General features: G+C 40.0%; 19 protein-coding genes. 14 read left to right on the forward strand and 5 right to left on the reverse strand.

What is annotated here, in order from left to right:
- Window positions 1–32 precede the first annotated feature (32 nt).
- Together Q8M41_RS17470 and Q8M41_RS17475 are read right to left on the reverse strand one after the other, a co-directional pair.
- Complete coding sequence (locus Q8M41_RS17470) at window positions 33–1187, reverse strand: BT_3928 family protein (RefSeq protein ID WP_305366592.1); 1155 nt, start codon at window positions 1185–1187, stop codon at window positions 33–35.
- Window positions 1188–1282: 95 nt separating this feature from the next.
- Window positions 1283–1822: a DUF1599 domain-containing protein gene (locus tag Q8M41_RS17475; RefSeq protein ID WP_305366593.1), complete on the reverse strand. Its 540-nt coding sequence runs from the start codon at window positions 1820–1822 to the stop codon at window positions 1283–1285.
- 53 nt (window positions 1823–1875) lie between these two features.
- On the opposite strand from Q8M41_RS17475, the gene folP reads away from it, so the two are divergent.
- The gene (folP, locus tag Q8M41_RS17480) at window positions 1876–2739 is read left to right on the forward strand and encodes a dihydropteroate synthase (RefSeq protein ID WP_305366594.1); all 864 of its coding nucleotides are present in this window, start codon (window positions 1876–1878) and stop codon (window positions 2737–2739) included.
- A gap of 94 nt (window positions 2740–2833) precedes the next feature.
- The gene (gene cdaA, locus Q8M41_RS17485; protein WP_305366595.1) at window positions 2834–3625 is read left to right on the forward strand and encodes a diadenylate cyclase CdaA; all 792 of its coding nucleotides are present in this window, start codon (window positions 2834–2836) and stop codon (window positions 3623–3625) included.
- Between the two features lie 309 nt (window positions 3626–3934).
- Here cdaA and Q8M41_RS17490 read toward each other — a convergent pair whose 3' ends face one another.
- Window positions 3935–5203: an amidohydrolase family protein gene (locus Q8M41_RS17490; RefSeq protein WP_305366596.1), complete on the reverse strand. Its 1269-nt coding sequence runs from the start codon at window positions 5201–5203 to the stop codon at window positions 3935–3937.
- A 103-nt stretch (window positions 5204–5306) separates the two neighbouring features.
- Window positions 5307–5717 carry a BrxA/BrxB family bacilliredoxin gene (locus tag Q8M41_RS17495; RefSeq protein ID WP_305366597.1) on the reverse strand — a complete coding sequence of 137 codons (411 nt, stop codon included), beginning with the start codon at window positions 5715–5717 and terminating at the stop codon, window positions 5307–5309.
- Between the two features lie 463 nt (window positions 5718–6180).
- Between Q8M41_RS17495 and ahcY the strand changes: the two genes are divergently transcribed.
- The 9 genes from ahcY (at window position 6181) to Q8M41_RS17540 (ending at window position 17905) form a co-directional block, all read left to right on the forward strand.
- A complete protein-coding gene (gene ahcY, locus Q8M41_RS17500; RefSeq protein ID WP_305366598.1) occupies window positions 6181–7497 on the forward strand; it encodes an adenosylhomocysteinase in 1317 nt (438 codons plus the stop codon).
- Between the two features lie 109 nt (window positions 7498–7606).
- Window positions 7607–7966: a four helix bundle protein gene (locus Q8M41_RS17505; protein ID WP_305366599.1), complete on the forward strand. Its 360-nt coding sequence runs from the start codon at window positions 7607–7609 to the stop codon at window positions 7964–7966.
- A gap of 136 nt (window positions 7967–8102) precedes the next feature.
- On the forward strand, window positions 8103–8825 hold the full coding sequence (locus Q8M41_RS17510; protein ID WP_305366600.1) for a pyridoxine 5'-phosphate synthase: 723 nt from the start codon (window positions 8103–8105) through the stop codon (window positions 8823–8825).
- A 27-nt stretch (window positions 8826–8852) separates the two neighbouring features.
- Window positions 8853–9911, forward strand: a complete 1059-nt coding sequence (gene mnmH, locus Q8M41_RS17515) for a tRNA 2-selenouridine(34) synthase MnmH (RefSeq protein WP_305366601.1) — start codon at window positions 8853–8855, stop codon at window positions 9909–9911.
- 76 nt (window positions 9912–9987) lie between these two features.
- Window positions 9988–11043 (forward strand): selenide, water dikinase SelD, encoded by a 1056-nt coding sequence (gene selD / locus Q8M41_RS17520; RefSeq protein ID WP_305366660.1) that lies wholly within the window; start codon window positions 9988–9990, stop codon window positions 11041–11043.
- A gap of 67 nt (window positions 11044–11110) precedes the next feature.
- Entirely contained in the window at window positions 11111–11683 is a 573-nt protein-coding gene (locus tag Q8M41_RS17525; protein WP_305366602.1) for a hypothetical protein, read from the forward strand.
- Window positions 11684–11842: 159 nt separating this feature from the next.
- On the forward strand, window positions 11843–14725 hold the full coding sequence (gene gcvP / locus Q8M41_RS17530) for an aminomethyl-transferring glycine dehydrogenase (RefSeq protein ID WP_305366603.1): 2883 nt from the start codon (window positions 11843–11845) through the stop codon (window positions 14723–14725).
- A 270-nt stretch (window positions 14726–14995) separates the two neighbouring features.
- Window positions 14996–17221: an ABC transporter substrate-binding protein gene (locus Q8M41_RS17535; protein ID WP_305366604.1), complete on the forward strand. Its 2226-nt coding sequence runs from the start codon at window positions 14996–14998 to the stop codon at window positions 17219–17221.
- 102 nt (window positions 17222–17323) lie between these two features.
- A complete protein-coding gene (locus Q8M41_RS17540) occupies window positions 17324–17905 on the forward strand; it encodes a YceI family protein (protein WP_305366605.1) in 582 nt (193 codons plus the stop codon).
- A 143-nt stretch (window positions 17906–18048) separates the two neighbouring features.
- Here the strand turns inward: Q8M41_RS17540 and Q8M41_RS17545 are convergent, their stop codons facing one another.
- Window positions 18049–18813 (reverse strand): MBL fold metallo-hydrolase, encoded by a 765-nt coding sequence (locus Q8M41_RS17545; protein ID WP_305366606.1) that lies wholly within the window; start codon window positions 18811–18813, stop codon window positions 18049–18051.
- A gap of 57 nt (window positions 18814–18870) precedes the next feature.
- Here Q8M41_RS17545 and recJ point away from each other — a divergent pair, with 57 nt between their 5' ends.
- From recJ to Q8M41_RS17560, 3 genes are read left to right on the forward strand one after another with little or no spacing between them, the layout of a single operon-like run.
- On the forward strand, window positions 18871–20589 hold the full coding sequence (recJ, locus tag Q8M41_RS17550) for a single-stranded-DNA-specific exonuclease RecJ (RefSeq protein ID WP_305366607.1): 1719 nt from the start codon (window positions 18871–18873) through the stop codon (window positions 20587–20589).
- Window positions 20586–21320, forward strand: coding sequence for an LPS export ABC transporter ATP-binding protein (gene lptB / locus Q8M41_RS17555; RefSeq protein WP_305366608.1), 735 nt, complete (start codon window positions 20586–20588; stop codon window positions 21318–21320). Before recJ ends, lptB begins: the two co-directional genes overlap by 4 nt.
- 24 nt (window positions 21321–21344) lie before the next feature.
- A complete protein-coding gene (locus Q8M41_RS17560; RefSeq protein ID WP_305366609.1) occupies window positions 21345–22853 on the forward strand; it encodes a GH3 auxin-responsive promoter family protein in 1509 nt (502 codons plus the stop codon).
- The last annotated feature ends 133 nt before the right edge of the window (window positions 22854–22986 follow it).

The raw sequence follows: 22986 nt of genomic DNA on the forward strand, positions 1-22986 counted from the left end.
CTATAAAATTGATCTTTTTGAACTACTGATTTTTAATTTACACTAAAGTATTTTGCCGACAATTCATCATAAGATGGCAGATTACGAAAATGCCATTTATTGACAACTGTCCCATTTTTAAGTAATAATACTCCTGGGTTTGCCCTGACCATGCTTTTCAGTGGAATAGCATCCGCATAAAAGATCTCCATTACCAGCTTATTTTTTTTGCTGAACGCCTCTGCATCCTGTGCGGAACTCGAGGTCAGAAAGACAGTCCGGATATTGAAATTTTCTGCCGCATTGATTGCAATTGCATTCAGATTACCAATGCCGGTCAAATCGGTTTTCGAAAGGTCATAAGCCACAATCACCAGATTATAATAAGGGTTTTCCAAAATCTCAGCATTATAATCAGTCCCCTGAGTATCCGTAATTTTCAGGTCTTTGATTTTAACTTCAAAGCCTTTACTGATCAGTTTACTTTCAGGATCTCCGGTAATTTCCCAATTCTTATCCTTCCAGATTCCTGAACTCAGATATTCTTTATCAGTTAAGGATTTCGTCTCGCCAGTGCTTTTATTCTTTAAAGTATAGGTGATCTGATACACATCTTGTGGCACTCCCGGAGGCATGATCATTAATGAAGGGATATTATTCCCAACTTTATAAGGTAGAAAATCAAGAACAGGCAGAAAATTATAGGTATACAAGCCAAATCCGAGGGATATCAGAACAATAAATCCCAATATCCAATTTTGAGCCCTTTCACTGCTAATTAAAGGCATGATCTCATTGCGCTTTTTATAGATATACAGAATCATAATCAGCAACACAATATCCTTTGAGAAAGACTGCCATGGAGTCAGTGGAATAGCATCTCCAAAACAGCCACAGGACGTAACTACCTCAAAAAAAGCTGAATAGAAGGTAAGAAAGGTAAAGAAAATGATGGTTAACAATAAGCCGGAAGCAACATTTCGGGAACGGATACCAAGAAGCAGTAATGCCCCGAGAACAATTTCAATTGTGCAAAGTATAATTGCAAATACAGTCGCAAAATCATTCAGAAAGGCAATGTGAAAAACTTCAAAATACTCCTGCAACTTATAGCCAAACCCAAGCGGATCATTGGCCTTAATCAGTCCTGAAAAGATAAAGAGTAATCCAACAATCGCTCTAAGCAAATGTAATAAGGCATGTTTCATTGGAATATAATTGCTTTAATATCCCGCAAATGCGGGATCAAGGTTTATAAATTAGGGAGGACCAAAATTAAATCCACCCTATTGGAACCGGCTTCTTAAAGACCGAGTTTGATCAATGCAAAAACCGAATAGTTAAGCATATCCTGATAATTTGCCCTGACACCCTCCGAAGCAAGTGTTTGTCCGGAATTATCTTCAATCTGCTTTACCCTGAGGATTTTCATCAATATAAGATCAGTCAATGAACTGATCCGCATATCCCGCCATGCCTCTCCGTAATCATGGTTCTTGGCAAACATAAGTTCTTTGGTCTCATTCACCCTTTTATCAAAATACATCTCCACTTCATCAAGCGGAAGTTCCGTTCTATCATCGTTTTGGAGATCCATCTGCATCATCGCGATGATACAATAATTAACAATTCCAATATATTCTGAAGTAATATCCTCTCCTACCTTTGAAACCTTCTTTTCTTCAAGGGTTCGGATTCGCTGAGCCTTGATAAAAATCTGGTCAGTTATAGATGATATCCTTAGAATACGCCAGGCAGTCCCATAATCGTTACTTTTCTTTAGAAAAAGTTCTCTGCAAACTTTTATGACACTATCGTATTCTGCTGAAGTTTTATTAATCAAAGCCTTAATTTTTTATTTGTTAGAACCATGAAATAATCGGTATTTTGCCTTACATGGCGGGTAAAAATACAGTTTTTCAGCAAAAATCTACGTTAAATGTTCGGGGTAGCCTCCTCGATCTTTCAAAGCCCAAAATTATGGGCATACTGAACCTCACGCCCGATTCCTTTTATGACGGAGGGAGAAATAACAACCTGCATGATGCCCTGAAAAAAATCGAACAAATCCTGTCGGAAGGAGCAGACCTGATAGACATCGGTGCCTATTCATCCCGTCCCGGCGCAGAACATATCTCTGAAGAAACAGAATCAGATCGTTTGATACCTGTTTTAAGGGCTATTGTTAGCGAATTTCCGGATGTTATACTTTCAATTGATACCTTCAGATCCGGAATTGCCAAAACAGCTGTGCATGAAGGTGCTGGAATTATCAATGATATTTCAGCCGGGTCGATGGATAATGAGATGTTTCAAACCATCGCAGAGCTTGGTGTACCTTATATTATGATGCATATGAAAGGAACTCCTCAAACGATGGCCACACAGAACGATTATGAAGATATTACAACGGAAATTTGTCAATACTTTGTCTCCAGAATCCAAAAATTAAAGAATTTGGGAGTAAATGATCTGATTGTTGATCCGGGTTTTGGTTTTGCAAAAAATCTGGAGCAGAATTATGAAATCTTGGCTAATCTGGAACACTTAAAATCAACCGGGCATCCGGTTCTTGCAGCACTTTCACGCAAATCGATGATCTATAAACTGTTGGAGACTGATGCTGAACATGCCCTGAATGGCACAACAGCTGCTAATACAATCGCTCTGATAAAAGGAGCAAACATTCTCCGTGTACACGATGTTAAAGCAGCGGCTGAGGTTGTTAAAATTGTTAATCAGATGAATATTCAGCGCTAAATTAGTTTTACGGCGTATGATTTCTCAATACTAAATACTCACTACTCAATACTAATTTCCAAACCAAATCGCAATTATTATTTACATTTATAGAATGGAAGGATTTGACTTTAGTTTCCTTAATCTTCGCTTTCTGGATCTCCTGGATATTGTACTGGTTGCACTTATTATATATTACATATACAACCTGATCAGGGGAACAATTGCGCTCAATATATTGCTCGGACTGGTGATCATTTATGCTGCTTACATTCTGGTAAAGCAGGCACAAATGCGACTACTTACCGAATTATTGGGGGCATTTGTTAGCGTGGGCTTTATCGCTTTGATCGTGGTATTCCAGCAGGAAATCAGGCGTTTCCTCTTACTCATTGGCCGAAACGCATCGCTGCAAAAAAACAAGGCCTGGTGGTCCTTTCTTTTTGGCAGGAAAGAAGTAGTAAAAAATAATTCCATTCGGATCAAACCGATTATTGATGCCTGCAAGAGTCTTCAAAAGAGCCGAACAGGTGCTTTAATTGTATTTGCTAAATACTTTGATGAACAATTTTACCAGAATAGCGGAGAAATTATTGAAGCAAAAGTTTCCAGGCGACTATTAGAAAGCATTTTCCAGAAAACGAGTCCGCTGCATGATGGAGCAGTAATTATCTCTGAAAACCGCATCAAATGCGCCAGCAGTATCTTACCCCTTACAGAAAACGATAAGCTACCACCACAATTCGGACTCAGGCACAGGGCTGGAATAGGGATTACTGAAATGAGTGATGCCGTTGCAATAGTCGTATCCGAAGAAACCGGGGAAATCTCCTATGCCAAGCAAGGTAGGGTTCGGATGAATTTAAGTTTTTCGGAACTGGAGAAGCTTCTGAATAAGGATTATTAAGCTCTGTTGCCAAATTAAAATAAAGCTTATTAAAATTTATTCATCATTCACTTTACAGGATGTTTTTAGGAATCTGTTAGAACGATTGGCATTTACTTCAAATCAGAAATCGATAAGTGCTTGGTGGATAACACCAAACACATGAAAAAAATTTGTAAACGAGTCAGGAGACTCTTTATTTATTGTACATCCGTAAAGACGCTGTGCTGAAACTGTACAACAGCAAATTATTGTTGTATTGAAAAATCAATTTTCGTAATCGCTGGAAAACTAAGGACAGGATAACACGAAACCACAAGAGAATCATCACTACTTATACACCACTCCTTCTTTCATAACAAAGCTCATAGAGCTCAGAACTTTAATATCCTTTATCGGATCACCATTTACAGCAATGATATCTGCAGACTTTCCTTTTTCAATTGAACCAATACGATCTGAAATACCAAGCAGATCAGCAGCATTCATAGTTGCAGATTTGATCGCTTCCATAGCCGGCATTCCTGCTTCAACCATATATTCAAATTCTTTGTAGTTCTTGCCATGTGCAAATACACCCGCATCGGTACCAAAAGCAATTTTAACACCTGCCTTATATGCTTTGGCAAAAGTGCTTTGAATTTTCGGTCCGGTTGCAATTGCTTTAGGAACTACCAGGGGAGGGTAATATCCCGGAATTTTAGCTGAATCAGCTACAGATTTTCCAGCAGTAATTGTGGGAACATAATACGTACCATTTTCCTTCATTAAAGCGATGACCTCATCATCCATGAAAGTCCCGTGTTCAATAGAAGAAACGCCTGCCCGTATAGCCCTTTTCATTCCTTCAGCACCATGAGCATGTGCAGCCACGCGATAACCATAATCTTTGGCAGTGCTGACCACTGCTTTAATTTCATCCTCTGTAAATTGTGCACCTGCACCATCCTTCGCATTACTTAAAACGCCGCCGGTTGCGGTTATTTTAATCACATCTGAACTTTCTTTATAACGCTGTCTTACAGCTTTTCTGGCTTCCTCCGGACTGTTAATTACCCCGTCTTTCGCCTCGGGATCTCCAACCAATGCCCTGCTATATCCATTGGAAGGATCCGCGTGCCCGCCGGTAGTGGCAATGCTTTTGCCTGCGGCTAAGATCCGCGGACCTTTAATATCACCCTGATTGATTGCATTTCTGAGGGATATGGCTACAATACCCCCCAGATCTCTAACGGTGGTAAAACCAGCCATGAGTGTACGCTCAGAATATTTAACTGCTTTCAATGCATAGTCCTCATCGTTCAGAGTAAACTCTTCCATGTATTGATTCTTGCTGGTCTCTCCAGATAAATGAACATGCGAGTCAATGAATCCAGGCATCACAGTCTGATTTCTCATGTTAATGAGCATATCACTAGTGGCTCCCGACTGATAGCCTTTTCTGACATCTATTATTTTATTCGATTCAACTATGATGGTCATCTCAGTCTGAACCGAGTTTGATTTTCCATCAATTAAGCGGCCGCATTGAATATAGGTTTGCTGTGCAAAAGCAGGAAAAACTAAAAAAATAGCAAGGAGTATAGCAATATGTTTCATGGAGGATTTTTTTGGTTAATCTAAACTATCCAAAAAAAGGTATAAAACAAAAAATCCGGCCTGAGACCGGATTTGATTTTCAATAAAAATGAATTTAATGTAATTAACAATAATGATCAAACGCCTGTTGCAGATTATCCGCAATCATCTGTGCCGGACGTCCTTCAATCTGGTGACGCTCAATCATATGAACTAGTTTCCCATCCTTAAATAACGCAATCGCAGGTGAGGAAGGAGGGTAAGGCAACATAAATGCCCTGGCTGTATCAACTGCATCTTTTTCCATACCTGCAAAAACGGTTACAAATTTATCCGGGTGTTTTTCATGCTGTACTGAAATCCTGGCAGCGGGACGTGCATTAGCAGCCGCACAACCACAAATAGAATTCACCATAACCAATACCGTTCCATCTGATTTTATGGCTTGTTCAACTTCCTCAGCAGTTCTCAGATCCTGAAAACCCGCATTTACAAGTTCCTGACGCATTGGAGCAACTAAATATTCTGGATACATATCTTAATTAAATTAATCTTAAAAATTGAATTATACACAAAGTTAAGTATTTACAAATGATATGATGTATTTTGAAATCGTTTGACGTTTAGATTACTAAGAAGCTATAAAGAAAATCCTGATTGAACTAAAGTTCCGTTAATAATGCATCAGCCAGGAGCACACTAAACCGGATCGAAGCGATAGCTTTTGGCTCATATTCATTATTTATCCTGAACCTAAAATGCAAGAGCCAAAACTTAAGCGAAGAGCCGGACAGGTGAGACAGAAGAATCATAGGCCCTGCTTTCCAAAAACTCCATAAGGCTCATTACCTAAAAATATCATTCGATCTTAAATACAGCCCTTTACTCTTTTGAATTGACCAAAGTATAATTACCTTTGCGAACAATTTTCTTACTTCAAATAAGAAATAATTAATTATCCATTTATCGTGCGGTAAAACGCATTTAAACCACAAACTATGTCATCAGTAGAGACAAATTATGTTCCTTACAAAGTTAAGGACATTTCATTAGCAGAATGGGGCCGTAAAGAGATCGGTCTTGCTGAAGCAGAAATGCCAGGATTAATGGCACTTCGCGAAGAATTTGGTGCATCAAAGCCTCTTAAAGGTGCACGTATTGCAGGATGTTTACACATGACCATCCAGACAGCTGTTCTAATTGAAACTCTTGTTGAGTTAGGAGCTGAAGTTACCTGGTCATCATGTAACATTTTCTCAACTCAGGATCATGCTGCGGCTGCAATTGCTGCTGCAGGAATTCAGGTTTATGCCTGGAAAGGTCTGAATGAGGAAGAATTTGACTGGTGTATTGAGCAAACCTTACATTTCGGCCCGGATCGCAAACCATTAAACATGATTCTTGATGATGGTGGCGATTTAACTAACATGGTATTTGACAGGTTCCCTGAACTGATTGCAGGTATCAAAGGTCTTTCTGAAGAAACTACTACCGGTGTTCACCGCTTATATGAGCGTATGAAAAACGGAACATTGCACTTACCTGCAATCAACGTAAATGATTCAGTGACCAAATCTAAATTTGATAATAAATACGGTTGTCGTGAGTCATTGGTTGATGCGATCCGTCGTGCAACTGACGTAATGATGGCTGGTAAAGTTGCTGTTGTATGTGGTTATGGTGATGTTGGTAAAGGTTCTGCAGTTTCTTTAAGCTCTCAGGGAGTTCGTGTAATTGTAACTGAAATTGACCCTATCTGTGCTTTACAGGCAGCAATGGAAGGTTATGAAGTGAAGAAATTAGCTACAGCAATTAAAGAAGCAGATATCGTGGTAACTACTACCGGTAACTGTGATATCGTTCGTGGCGAACATTTCCTGGCTTTAAAAGACAAAGCCATCGTTTGTAATATCGGTCACTTCGATAATGAGATCGATATGGCATGGTTAAACGGAAACTACGGCAACACTAAAGTTGAGATCAAACCACAGGTTGATAAATATACCATCAATGGTAAAGATGTGATCGTACTTGCTGAAGGCCGTTTAGTGAATTTAGGATGTGCAACTGGTCACCCTTCATTCGTTATGTCCAATTCATTTACTAATCAGACTTTAGCTCAGTTAGAACTTTGGACAAACACTGATAAATATGAGAACCAGGTTTACGTTCTTCCAAAATATCTGGATGAAAAAGTAGCCCGTTTACACCTTGCAAAGATTGGTGTTGAACTTGAAACATTAGATCAGCATCAGGCTGATTATATTGGTGTTCCTATTGAAGGTCCTTTCAAAGCTGATACTTACAGATACTAAACGAAGTCGGAGGGCTGAATCCGGAGGCCGGATTACCGTTTACTAAGTTAAGATGGAGGTATCTTCAGTTTTATAAAAGAATGCTTACTTTCGGGTAAGCATTTTTTTTATGATCAAATCATTTTCTGATCTGGATGTCTATCAGCTTTCCTATCAATTGTCAATGAGTGTTTTCAATTTGACAAGAGACTTTCCTTCTTCTGAAAAATATTCTTTAACCAGCCAAATAATTCGTTCTACAAGATCAATAAGTGCTAATATTGCAGAAGGTTATGGGCGGAGAATATACCATGCAGAATTTAAGAAATATCTGATCTACTCTTCCGGATCTTTGGAAGAAAGCAAAGTGTGGTTAAATTTCGCTAAAGACTGCAATTATATAACATCAGAACAATTTAACCTCTATAATGCTAAAGCAGATGAAATTGGAGCAAAACTTCATAAGCTCTATATAAACTGGAAATCTTAATCTAATTTAACAACAGCTTTACTCAGACTTCAGACCTCAGACCTCAGACCTCAGACCTCAGACTTCAGACATCAGACTTCAGACTTCAGACCTCAGACTTCAGACTTCAGACATCAGACCTCCTACCTCCTTTACCATGACAAACCTATCTGTAAACATCAATAAAATAGCTACACTTCGTAATTCAAGAGGTGGCAATAACCCTGACCTGATTAAAGTTGCCCTGGATGCCGAACGATTCGGAGCAGAGGGAATAACCGTTCATCCACGTCCGGATGAGAGGCATATCCGCTATCAGGATGTATTCGACCTGAAAAAGGTGATTCAAACGGAGTTTAATATTGAGGGTAATCCCAAAGAACAAAAATTCGTTGAGTTGGTTTTAGCCAATAAGCCAGCACAGGTTACATTGGTGCCTGATGCTGAGGGTCAGTTAACATCCAATCATGGCTGGGATACAATCAAACATCAAAGCTATCTTAAAGATATTATTGCTGAGTTTAAATCTGAAGGCATTCGGGTGTCCATTTTTGTTGATCCTGCAAAAGAAATGATTGAAGCTGCGGAGCGTACAGGAACAGACCGCATTGAACTTTATACCGAATCATATGCCAGCAATTATCATGCTGACAAGGAATTTGCGATTAAACCCTATATCGCAGCTGCCCAGCTTGCCAACAAATTAGGTTTGGGTATAAATGCAGGCCATGATCTTGATTTGCATAATTTAAATTACTTTTCAAAAAACATTCCCGGATTACTCGAAGTAAGTATCGGGCATGCACTTATTTGCGACTCTCTGTATTTAGGTTTGGAAAATACAATCCAAATGTACCTGAGGGCACTAAAGAATAATTAACCTTATAACCGGCACTATTCCTTGCGTATGATTCAAACACTGGACATTGATAAATTTCTGCAACTGGCCGAAACTATTCCGGTGATTGATGTCAGAACCCCGCTTGAGTTTGTGCACGCACATATTCCGGGTGCTCATAATCTTCCCATCTTTTCAAATGATGAAAGGGTTCAGGTAGGTACAACCTATAAGCAAAAAAGTCGTGAGGCTGCAATTCTGCTTGGATTTGATCTTACCGGTCCGAAATGGTCAGGTTTTATTAAGCAAGCCCTTAAGATTGCTCCCGAAAAAAAGATTCTGATCCACTGCTGGCGTGGAGGTATGCGTAGTGGTGCAATGGCCTGGGCGCTAAATCTTTATGGTTTTGAAGTTTTTCTTCTTGAAGGCGGTTACAAGAGGTACCGTAACTGGGTGCTGGACCAATTTAAAGAAACTTATTCTATACTCATTTTGGGTGGGATGACGGGCTCCGGGAAAACAAAAACCCTCAATCAGCTCAAAGATCTTTCCCAGCAGGTTGTGGATCTCGAAGATCTCGCGCAACATCAGGGATCTTCCTATGGATCTATGGGCCAGCTCATTCAGCCCAGTCAGGAGCAATTCGAAAATTTACTTGCCCGTGAACTGAATAAAATTGACAAAAATACTCCGCTTTGGCTGGAGGATGAGAGTTTGTCGATAGGCCGATGTTTCATTCCCAATCCTATTTTCCATCGGATGCGCCAGGCTCCTGTGATGAAAATCATAGTACCATTTCAGGAAAGGGTCGATTTTCTTGTAAAGGAATACGGAGTACTTGATAAGGAGTTTCTGATTGAAAGTACCTTGAGAATCGGAAAAAGACTTGGCCCTGAACAAACCCGCGATGCGATTCTGGCGATCAGAGAAAACCGGATGGATGATTTTATCAAAATTGTGCTGGTATATTATGATAAAACCTATGCCAATGGGCAGGGAAAAAGGGAAAAAGAAAGTATCCATATCATTCAATGCAGAAGTACAAATGCAGAAGAAAACTGCAGACTACTGTTGAATCACATTAAATCAAATCGAATTAATGCAGACATTCAGTCTCAATTTTTGTAAGAACAAATAACATAATACCTATCCCAAATCTCATGTCTCAATACTCACTACTCAATACTCACTACTCATTTATATGATCCCTGAAGAAATAAAATTAACACAATATTCACATGGCGCTGGCTGTGGATGTAAAATTAGTCCTGCAGTATTAGACATCATTCTGCACAGTCCAATCACTCACTCAGCCGACCCTAACTTACTGGTAGGAAATAATACCAGGGATGATGCAGCAGTACTCGATCTTGGTAATGGAAATGCACTCATTTCAACAACTGATTTTTTCATGCCAATTGTGGATGATGCCTATGACTTTGGCAGGATAGCCTCAGCTAATGCCATAAGCGACGTTTATGCGATGGGTGGGAAGCCCGTATTAGCTATCGCTATATTGGGATGGCCGATCGATAAATTATCGCCCGAAGTTGCACAAAAAGTCCTCGAGGGTTCCAGGGCAATTTGTACGGAGGCAGGAATAACCCTCGCAGGAGGACACAGCATTGATTGTCCTGAACCTGTATTTGGCCTGTCTGTCAATGGCATTGTCGATATTAAACATTTAAAACAAAACTCTACAGCAGAGACAGGATGCAAACTTTATCTTACCAAAGCACTCGGAGTGGGAATCCTGACCACGGCACAAAAAAAGGGAATTCTAAAGCCTGAACATGCAGATATTGCCCCGAAAAGTATGTCGATGCTTAATAAAATCGGTGAAACGCTTGGCAAGCTGGATTATGTAAAGGCAATGACCGATGTCACAGGCTTCGGATTACTAGGGCATCTTTCAGAAATGTGTGAAGGCAGTCATTTACAGGCAGTCATTGAGTTTGACAAAGTTCCAAAAATTGCGGTGATCGAAGAATACCTCGATCAAAATTCTGTCCCGGGAGGTACAAACAGAAACTGGAACAGTTACGGTCATAAAATTGGTTCAGGCAGTAAAACGCTGACCCGAAAAACTACAATCCTTGCTGACCCGCAAACCAGTGGAGGCCTGCTGGTTGCTGTGGAAGAATCGAAAACTGCGGATTTTGAAGAAGTACTTCGGTCAAATGGTATTCCCGAATCAAATATTATATGTTTCGGATCGTTAAGAGAGAAGACTGGAGATTATCTGGTAGAAATAATTTAAAAGGGTATAGTTCCTTTACGTTAAGAATGATTTACTCTGGAATTGATTATCTTTAAGAAACACGATTATGAAAAGAACAGTAATCTATTTATTATTTGTTTTGGGATTCGCATTCATCAACGGATGCGGGACTGAAACAACAATCAATGACGACGAGGCGGCATCGGTAATCTCAAATTATCTGGATGAAAACCCGGAATATAAAACAGCCAGTTTCAATTTTGGTGAAATGAAATTCCGTCAAAATAAAGATCAGGAAGAACTAAATAAGTACAGGGAATTGGAAGAATCGGGGTACATTAGCATGGATGTGCAGGAACAAAAGAAGGTTTTCCTTTCCAAAGACAGTTCATTTGTCTATTTGATCAAATTGACCGAGAAATCTGCACCTTTTGTTCTGGAGCAGGGTAGTGATAAAGCAAAGGTCAAGACTATCATTTATGAAATGGACAATGATAAGCCTGTGAATTTTGTGAAAACCAATGATAATTCTGCAAAAGTGACTGTTACTTTAGTTAAGGCTGAAACAGACTTCTATCCTTTTGATAACAACAAAGGTTCAAACAGTGAGTTTATTACAAAAACCTATAAACTGAAACATAAGAAAGACGAAGGCTGGGTTGTTTCCGGTGAAAAATAAAGATCAAAAAATCCTAAAAATCAGCAGTATTTAGCCTTTTTAGATAGAGTAATTGCGCTCTTCAATTATTGATAATATTATTTCAGGCAATTTATTCCTGCAATTAAATAATGTGCTGAAAATCCTTATTTTTGCCTCATAAAAACTCCCCTCTTTTTAATGAAGCTTAATATAGATTATCAGGAAAAATTTGAGCAGCGTCATATTGCTCCGAATGAGCAGGACACCGCAAAAATGCTAGACACCATTGGTGTGAATTCCATTGACGAATTAATCAGTCAAACAGTACCTCCAAATATCAGATTGAAAAATAATCTGAATCTGCCGGCAGCAAAGAGTGAAGCCGATTACCTGAATAATCTGAAACAAACAGCGTCAAAAAACAAAGTTTTCAAATCGTACATCGGTCAGGGTTACCATGATGTTATTATTCCTGGGGTTATACAACGCAATATTCTGGAAAACCCGGGATGGTATACCCAGTATACACCCTATCAGGCAGAAATTGCACAGGGGCGTTTGCAGGCCCTGTTAAATTTTCAGACCATGGTAATGGATCTTACCGGAATGGAAATTGCGAATGCTTCACTTCTGGATGAAGGAACTGCCGCCGCCGAAGCGATGTTCATGCAATACAGCCTTCGCAAAAATGAGAATGCAAAAGTATTTTTTGTCTCGGAAGAGGTTTTGGCTCAAACTATTGATATACTTCAAACCCGCGCTGCTCCTTATGGTATTCAAATACTAATCGGCAGCCACGAAACTCTGAATCTGGATGAGAACATGTTCGGTGCTATCGTTCAATACCCGGCAGCTAAAGGTCAGATATATGATTACTCAAACTTTGCTCGTAAAGCTCATGAGAAAGGTATAAAACTAACGGTAGTTGCCGATATCATGGCACTTTCTTTATTAAGTCCTCCGGGAGAATGGGGTGCCGATATCGTAGTTGGTTCAAGCCAGCGTTTTGGAATACCAATGGGATTTGGCGGACCTCATGCCGCATTTTTTGCTACCAAAGAAGAATACAAGCGTTCTCTACCGGGCCGGATTATTGGGGTAACCATTGATAGTGCCGGAAACTATGCATTGCGTATGGCGCTTCAAACCCGTGAGCAGCATATCAGAAGGGATAAAGCAACCTCAAATATTTGCACCGCGCAGGCACTTCTTGCTATCATGGCAAGCATGTATGCCATCTACCATGGTCCTAAAGGAATTAAGCAGATTGCTGAACGAATCCACGGACTAAGTGTATTCTTATCTCAAGCCCTTGAGGCCCTTGGATATAAGCCGGAAAATAAATTTTTCTTCGATACCATCAAATTAGAACTGGGTGATCTGATCAACCCAATTCATGCAGAAGCGCTTAATAATGAAGTAAACCTGAACTATGAAGGTTCTTTGGTTAGCATAACACTTGATGAAACCACGACTCCCAATGATGTTCTGACAATCATCCGCTTCTTTGCAAAAGTTATGGGTAAAAATGCTCATGAGCTGGATTTGGATCGAATTAAATCAGGAATCAGTAGTCATATTCCTTCCCAATTACAACGGGAATCGGCTTATTTAACGCATCCGGTATTTAACTCACATCACTCTGAGCATGAAATGCTCAGATATATAAAATCGCTGGAAGCAAAAGATCTTTCGCTTTGCCATTCTATGATTGCATTAGGTTCATGCACTATGAAGCTGAATGCCACAACAGAAATGGTTCCTATTACCTGGGCAGAATTCAGCAAAATTCATCCATTTGCTCCAGCCGATCAGGTTGGAGGATACATGCAGATCTTTGATGAACTTAATAAATGGCTGAGTGAAATAACCGGATTTGCATCTATGAGTTTACAGCCCAATTCTGGAGCACAAGGTGAGTATGCCGGACTTATGGTTATTCGTGCATATCATTTAGACAGAGGGGATACTCATAGGAATATTGCCTTGATTCCTTCTTCGGCACATGGGACAAACCCTGCCTCAGCAGCAATGGCGGGCATGAAGATCATAATCGTTAAATGTGATGAAAGGGGCAATATTGATGTAGTCGACCTCAAAGCGAAGGCTGAAGAACATGCTTCTGATCTTTCATGCTTAATGGTAACCTATCCTTCTACTCATGGTGTATTTGAAGAATCGATCATTGAGATCTGTGAGGTCATTCACAAGAATGGCGGACAGGTTTACATGGATGGAGCAAATATGAATGCTCAGGTTGGACTTACAAGTCCGGCAACAATCGGAGCCGATGTCTGTCACCTTAATCTCCATAAAACATTTTGTATCCCACATGGCGGCGGTGGTCCTGGAATGGGCCCAATAGGTGTAGCAAAACATCTGGTACCATTTTTACCGGGACATGCTGTTGTTCATATGGGTAATGAAAAATCAATTTCTGCGGTTTCATCAGCCCCATGGGGATCAGCCTCAATCCTACTCATATCACATGCATATATTGCGATGATGGGCGGCGAGGGGTTAACCAATGCAACCAAATTCGCGATTCTGAATGCCAATTATATTAAAGCCAGACTAGAGAATTCTTACCCGGTTCTGTATTCGGGAAGCCAGGGCCGCTGTGCTCATGAAATGATTCTGGACTGCCGTGCTTTCAAGACATACGGTGTAGAAGTTACCGATATTGCCAAGCGACTGATGGACTATGGTTTCCATGCACCAACAGTGTCATTCCCGGTTGCAGGTACGGTCATGATCGAACCAACAGAATCAGAACCTAAACATGAACTTGACCGCTTTTGCGATGCGATGATTGCTATCCGCGCTGAAATATCTGAAGTTGAAAGCGGTAAACTGGATGCAGTAGATAACCCTCTGAAAAATGCCCCACATACAGCTTCTGTTGTGACTGCAGATGAGTGGACGCATGCATACTCCAGACAAACTGCTGCATTTCCATTGCCCTATGTAGCAGCTTTTAAATTCTGGCCATCAGTTGGCCGGGTTAATGATACACATGGCGATAGGACACTGATTTGTTCATGTCCTCCAATAGAATCATATGCAGAGGAAGTAGCATAATCTTATTCTTTTCAACTCTTTATACTCAGAATACCCTGTCCAAAAGCGGGGTATTTTTATTGAAATATATTTATTTTCATTGTCCTTGAGTTAAATTTATTAACCGTAAAACAATTTTTTAAAATCGTCGTAAAAATAAATTCCTGTCAGAAACACAGGAAAGCGACAGGCCTAAATCAATATTCTTATATAGTGATATTAACCGCTTGAAAATCAGTAATTTTAAACTTGATTGATTCCTTTCTGGAAGAGTAATTAATGAGCATCAAAATGAAAATAAATTTTCATGTCCTAACACAATACGCTGCTCTGATATTGCTATGCCTGAATTTTCCTTTCCAGGCTATTTCTCAAGAGTTAAAACCTATAAAACTTCAGCTAAAATGGCTGCATCAATTTCAATTTGCTGGTTATTATGCAGCAAAAGAAAAGGGCTTTTATAAAGATGCCGGCTTCGATGTTGAAATATTACAAGGCAATGCTTTAAATCCACCTGTGGATAATGTCCTGAAAGGCAAAGCCGATTTCGGTGTTACCGGATCTGATATCTTAAATTCCTTTATCAATAAAAAACCGGTAGTAGTTGTTTCTGTTATTTTTCAGCACTCTCCATACATCTTTATGACCTTGTCTGACAGTAAGATTAATTCTCCATCAGATCTTGCTGGAAAGACCATTATGGTATCAGAAGATCAGGGTGGCAGGTTGCTCAAGGCCCTGCTATTAGACGAAGGAATCCCCATCGACTCAGTAAACATCATCGAACACAATTGGCAAATTCAGGATCTCATCGAGAGAAAAGTTGATGCACAAAGTGCTTACATTACTGTTGAACCGCAGATACTACGCCAGATGGGGCATCAGGTAAGTATAATCAATCCCATAAATTATGGTATCGACTTTTATGGTGACCTACTTTTCACTACGGTTAAGATGGCAAATAGCCAACCCGGGACTGTTGAAAAATTCAACGAAGCAAGTTTAAAAGGCTGGCAATATGCCATGGACCACCCTGAAGAAATTACAGAATATATTCTGGAGCTACCGGGTGTAAAAAGTCGGGGTATTAGCAGAGAGCAGTTGCTTTATGAAGCCAAAGAAATGAAAGAACTGATTCTGCCCGAACTAGTTGAAATCGGACATATGAATCCCGGACGCTGGCTGAATATGCTCAATATTTATAAGAAACTCGGACTTGCAGATAAGGATGTAACAATCGAAGGTTTATTATTCAGGTCTTCGAGCACAAAAAAAGTTCAGTATTTCGATTATTTACTTTACGTGATCGGAGTAGCGGGAATTCTTGTTGTTCTGATACTTATTGGTACCTGGCAGCTTAGAAAACAGGTTTTAAAGAGAACTGCGGACCTTCAAACAGAGATCATGAACCGCACAAAAGCAGAACAACGCCTGGAGATTGCAATCGAAGCTGCAGGTCTAAGTATCTGGAGCAGAGATCTGAATACAAGTACAGTGATTTATGACCGAAACTGGTTCCAGAACCAGGGCATTGACCCGGATGTATTTTTGAAGGATGATACTTTAATTGCATCGATTCATCCGGATGATCAGACAAATGTGAAACAGGCTATTACAGAACTCAGAAAAGGTAAAAATCAATATAATAATCTTATTTATCGTATCAGAACTATCCATGGCGACTGGAAATGGTTGCTTTCTTTTAGTAAGATGACCAATTCTGAAGGTAGTGGCACAGGAAATATAGTTATCGGTTCACTTCTGGATATCGATTTCATTAAAAGAAAAGAGATTGAATTACAGGAAATTACAAAGGAACTACGAAAGAAGAACAATGAACTTGAAAAGTTCGCTTACATCACTTCTCATAATCTCCGTGCGCCTGTAGTAAATCTTATAAGTCTGACCGAGCTGCAACAGGAGACCAGCCTTTCTCAGGAGCTTCAGGACGAGATCCGCCAGAATATTCATGAATGTGTAAGGCAATTAGACAATACCTTAAATGACCTTGTAGAAATAGTAGCCAGCCAATCAGGAAAATCGGCTAAAAGTGAAGATCTGGATCTTCAAACTGAGCTTAATATGGTGATTAAAACGATAGAAAACCAAATCAGGAGCTCTGGTGCAAAAATAGAAGTAAACTTGGCAAAGGATTTAAAGATCCATTTCCCGAGACATTACCTTCATAGCATATTGCTTAATCTGTTTACCAATGCGATTAAATACAAATCTAAAGACAGGGATCTGGTGATCTCATTGAAAACACGTGAAGGGAAAGATTTTACGCAACTTTTCTTTAGTGATAACGGCATAGGCATCAATCTTGATAAATATGGAAATAAAATCTTTGGCCTGTATCAGCGATTCCATACTAATATTGATGGGAAAGGTCTGGGATTATACATTATCAAATCACAGATTGAAGCTATGGATGGAAAAATTGAAGTTGATAGTTTGCCTGATGTAGGCACAACTTTTTGCATCTATTTCAAAAATCACAAAAACACTTTGGCTTAATGTCAGACTCAGGTAATTTATCAGTGACAGTTCCTTAAACAGATAAACAAAAATATATTTAGAATATATTTATAGGAATTGATCAATTAATTAATGAAAAAAATGAAGAAACTATTTTCTTTTACAATCCTTTTGGCGGGCACCATCCTTATGATGTCATTTAACCCAATTAAAGAAGATGTCTACACACTTGACGCAGCGAACTCCTCAATCGGATGGTCAGCGAAAAAAGTAGGTGGTGGCCATACCGGAACCGTAAAAATCACAGAAGGCAGCCTGGTTTATAATGGAAAATCTTTGCAAAAAGGAGTGTTTCTTATGGACATGTCCAGCATCACCTCAGATAATGCCCGGGTAACAACTCATTTAAAATCACCGGATTTCTTTTCAGCCGAAAAAAACCCAAGCTCCAAATTTGAGATCACAAAAGTTACCGCAGCCGGGAAAGAACGTGTAAATATTGCCGGAAATCTAACCATCAAAGGAATTACACATCCGCTGACATTTCCAGCAACTGTTAAGCAAGGAAAAGGTGTGGTAGTGGCAGTAGCCTCAGGCATCAGGGTTGATCGTACTAAATATGATATCAAGTTTCGTTCAAAAACCTTCTTCGGTGATATTGGCGATAAAGCAATTGATGATGAGTTTGAGCTGAACATTAATCTGACAGCGAAGAAAAACTAGATCAGAACAAAGAAATAAAGACAAAGTCTCAGCTGAATCAGAATTACGTCCTGGTTCCTGGCTCTTGGTTCTTTAATCTAAAAACTAAGTCTCAAAGCACCAGAATTACGTCCTGGTTCCTGGCTCTTGGTTCTTGATTCTCTTTATAATATCCTGAACGCTTCATTCTCAAATGCTACTTTTGCAATAGCCTTGCTTTTAGCATGGTAGAATAAACAATTCCAGTACTCTTCAGCAGCCCGTTTCCCATATTCCTGTCTTAATTCCATAGATTTTCTGCCATCAAAATCATACTTGGCAATAAATTTTCTTAACAATTGCTCAGGCTCAGGAAGAATATCTGCGCCAAAGAATATGGTTTCTTCATCTTCCCTGATCAGGAATACCTGATGATATTCACAATGACCTCCAGTTAATTCAAAGGCTATTTCCCTGTTAAACTGCCCGCTTCCTTCAATAAAATGAACCGAACCACTGCGTTGAACAAAATCAAAAATCTCTGTTTTGTAAGATCGTGATGGTTTACTGTAGGCTGCTTCCCACTCTCCTCTTTGGATCACATATTCGGCATTCGGAAAACTTAATGACAACTTACCATCTGAATGATTAATCATTCCACCGGCATGATCGAAGTGCAGATGCGACATCAGAACCAGACTGACATCAGCGGGATCATAGCCCGCTTTCCTTATATTCTCATGTATGATGAGTTCGCCCTGCTCATTTTGAAAACCCAGTCCGGTATCCAGAATAATCAAATCATTTCCGGTTTCAACCAGAAAAGGCTGCACGTAAACAAACAGGGAGGCAGGCCGGTCTTTGGGATTATGAATTACAGGATCAAAAGGAATAAATGTCTTTGAATTATCTACAGAATAAGATCCTTCATATAAGGCGAAAGCTTTCAATGTTCTTTGTTTATTAGAATGTTAAATTCTATTTTTACGGTTTACTAAGGCAAAGATATGCAAAAAAGGTGGGTGGAACGGGAGCTTGAAAACCTTGCAGCGATAGTGGAATTGCAGGAATCACTGAATATTGACAGGGTTCTTGCCAGTCTTCTGGTTAAGAGAGGAATCACAGATTATGAAGAGGCCAGAAATTTTTTCAGGCCTGAACTCGACAAGCTTCACGACCCTTACCTGATGCAGGATATGGTAATCGCAGTATCCCGTATCAATCAGGCAATTACATCAGGCGAAAAGATTCTTATTTATGGTGACTATGACGTAGATGGAACCACATCAGTCGCACTCACGTTTAGCTTCTTTAAAAAGCTTTATTCAGAAATTGATTTCTATATCCCCGATCGTTACCGTGAAGGATATGGTATTTCTACCCAGGGAATAGATTATGCTTTTGAAAATGGTTTTTCGCTGATTATCGCACTGGATTGCGGCATCAAATCAGTCGATAAAATCGATTATGCAAATGAAAGGGGGATAGATTTTATTATCTGCGACCATCACCTTCCCGGAGATCAGCTACCTGCAGCAATAGCAGTACTTGATCCCAAACGCAGCGATTGTACTTATCCCTACAAAGAACTATCAGGCTGTGGTATAGGGTTTAAGCTGATTCAGGCATATTCGCTCAAATATGATATTCCTTTTGAACAGGTAAGCTCTTATCTGGATCTGGTAGCTGTGAGTATTGCATCCGACATCGTCCCGATTACCGGAGAGAACCGAATCCTGGCCTGGTATGGTCTTCTCAAATTAAATACAGAGCCATGCAAGGGCTTATTGGCCCTTATGAATATTTCGGGTAGAAAAGAAAACCTGAGCATCACGGATGTCGTGTTCACGATCGGGCCAAGGATCAATGCTGCCGGAAGGATTGATGATGCTAAGCATTCAGTAAGCCTGTTGATTGCTGATGACGAAGCCATTGCCCTCGAAAAAAGCCAGATCATCAACACAAAAAATACGGAACGTAAAGAACACGACAGCAACATTACCGGGCAGGCATTAGCAATGATTGATGGAGATCCGCTTTTGATTAATCGTAAAACAACGGTGGTTTATAATGCAGACTGGCATAAAGGAGTAATCGGGATTGTGGCTTCACGGCTGACCGAAAAATATTATCGTCCAACTATCGTAATGACCAAATCAAATGGTTATGCAGCCGGATCGGCAAGATCAGTTGCCGGCTTCGACCTTTATGAAGCACTATGTGAATGCAGTGATTTGCTGATACAGTTCGGTGGCCATAAATATGCAGCGGGGCTGACGATGAAAACAGAGAATATCCCTGCATTTCAGCAGCGCTTTGAAGAGGTGGTTGCAGCCAGCATTCCTGAAGAATTGCTTGTGCAGGCGATAAATATCGATTCTGAAATTGAACTGAAACAGATTGATCCGAAATTCTTCCGGATTCTGAAGCAGTTTGAACCATTCGGTCCGCAAAACATGGCCCCTGTATTTGTTAGCAGAAATGTTTATACTTACGGTTTGGCAGCAATTGTTGGCAGCAATCATTTGAAAATGTGTGTGCATCAGGATAATCATACCTATTATAATTGCATAGGTTTTAGTCTGGGTGAACACCTTAACCTGATCAATTCGGGAGCAGCATTTGACATTTGTTATACCATTGAAGAGAACACATGGAAAGAGAAAAAATCGATACAACTGAATATCAAGGGGATACGGCCAGCTCTTCCAAACCAGGGGCAATGATTTTAAGAGCTGAGAATCTGGTAAAAAAATATAAACAGCGTACTGTTGTTAATAATGTATCCTTTCATGTTTCGCAGGGAGAAATCGTGGGATTGCTGGGGCCAAATGGTGCGGGAAAAACTACCTCCTTTTATATGATTGTAGGGCTCATCAGGCCAAATGAAGGCCATGTATTTCTGGACGATAAAGATATTACCGAAGATGCTATGTACCGCAGGGCTCAAAAAGGCATTGGATACCTTGCACAGGAGGCTTCAGTTTTTAGAAAACTATCAGTTGAGGATAATATCAAGGCCGTTCTGGAGATGACCAAACTCAGTAAAGAAGAACAAAGGGACAAACTTGAACAGCTGATTGATGAATTCAGCCTTCACAAAGTAAGGAAGAACCGCGGAGACCTGCTTTCGGGAGGAGAAAGAAGAAGAACTGAAATTTCAAGAGCACTTGCTGCCGATCCAAAATTCATCTTACTTGACGAACCATTTGCCGGCGTTGATCCTATCGCAGTTGAAGAGATTCAAAGTATCGTGGCAAAACTTAAACTGCGAAATATCGGAATTCTGATCACCGATCATAATGTTCAGGAAACCCTCTCCATAACCGACAGAGCTTATTTGCTGGCCGAGGGTAAGATCATGCTCACAGGTACCCCTCAGGAGATTGCAAATAATGAAATGGCCAAAAAATTCTATCTTGGTCAGAATTTTGAGCTGCGAAAAAAGAAAGTCTGAGCCCCAAATAAGCCATAAAGCAGAATGACGATTGTAAATTCCATCTTTACCTGGATCATGAAAAAGCGGATGCATCAGATCGAGCTTTTCATAAAATACCCCTATGATGTTCAGGATGAATGGTTTCAGACGCTCATCTCTGCCGCCCAGCATACCGAATGGGGCAAAAAATACGGCTATTCATCCATCTATAGTCAGGATCAGTTTAAGGAACGAGTTCCGATTCAGAATTATGAATCACTAAAACCATATATCGAAAAAATGATGAGTGGTGAGCAGAACGTGCTCTGGCCATCTGAGATCAAATGGTTCGCCAAATCATCAGGCACGACAAATGACCGGAGCAAGTTCATCCCTGTAAGCGAAGAATCACTTGAAGAGTGCCATTTTAAAGGCGGCAAAGATCTCCTATCCATGTATTGCGATAACCGGCCGGATGCCAGAATATTTACCGGAAAATGCCTGGTATTGGGAGGAAGCCATCAGATCAACCAATTGAATATAGACTCCTGTTATGGTGATCTATCGGCAGTTTTGATAAAAAATTTACCATTCTGGGCCGAATTCTACCGCACGCCGGATATGTCGATCGCATTGATGGATAATTTTGAGGAAAAAGTAGAAAAAATAGCCAGGGTTACCATTGATGTGAATGTAACCAATATTGCGGGTGTGCCTACCTGGAATCTGGTTCTGGCAAAGCGCATTCTTGAAATTACCGGCAAAAATAATCTGCTTGAAGTTTGGCCAAATCTTGAGTTTTACTTTCATGGAGCTGTAAATTTCAATCCTTACCGGGAGCAGTTTAAAAAACTTATTCCTTCAGATGATATGTATTATCTGGAAACCTACAATGCCTCTGAAGGATTTTTTGGCATTCAGGATCAGCCTAATTCAGAAGAATTGCTTTTGATGCTCGATTATGGTATTTATTATGAATTTCTTCCGATGGAGGATCTGCATGCTGAGAATCCAAAAACCCTTAGGCTCGATCAGGTGCAGTTGAATAAGAATTACGCATTGATCATTTCAACCAATGCCGGATTATGGCGATACATGATCGGTGATACGATCAAGTTTACCTCCCTCTCACCGCATCGTATTCAGGTTACCGGCCGAACCAAGCATTTCATCAATGCTTTCGGCGAAGAACTGATCATAGACAATGCTGAAAAAGGGCTTGCCAAAGCCTGTCTGGAGACACATGCAATCATCCGTGATTATACTGCATGTCCGATTTATTTTGAAGGTGATGAAGTTGGCGGACATGAATGGATCATCGAATTTGAGCAAAAACCCGATGATATTGAATGGTTTACAGATCTTCTGGATCAAACCTTAAGGGAAGTAAATTCTGATTATGATGCCAAACGTTTTAAGGATATGGCATTACGCCGGCCATTGCTGCACCTTGCACCGGATGGTACCTTCTATAACTGGATGAAGAACCGGGGTAAACTTGGGGGTCAACATAAAGTACCGCGACTGGCGAATGACAGGGCTTATGTGGATGAGATACTGAAAATGCTGTAAGGAGTATCAAGAGCCCAGTATCAAGAATCAAGATAAATTCCGGTTCGCTTGAGATTTTGTAATAAGAGTAAAGATCAAGGAGCAAAGAATAAAGACATTAACTTCTTCATTGGAAATTAGTACTATTACTGAT

It is taken from the genome of Daejeonella sp. (genome assembly GCF_030684675.1).
Classification (GTDB): Bacteria; Bacteroidota; Bacteroidia; order Sphingobacteriales; family Sphingobacteriaceae; genus Daejeonella.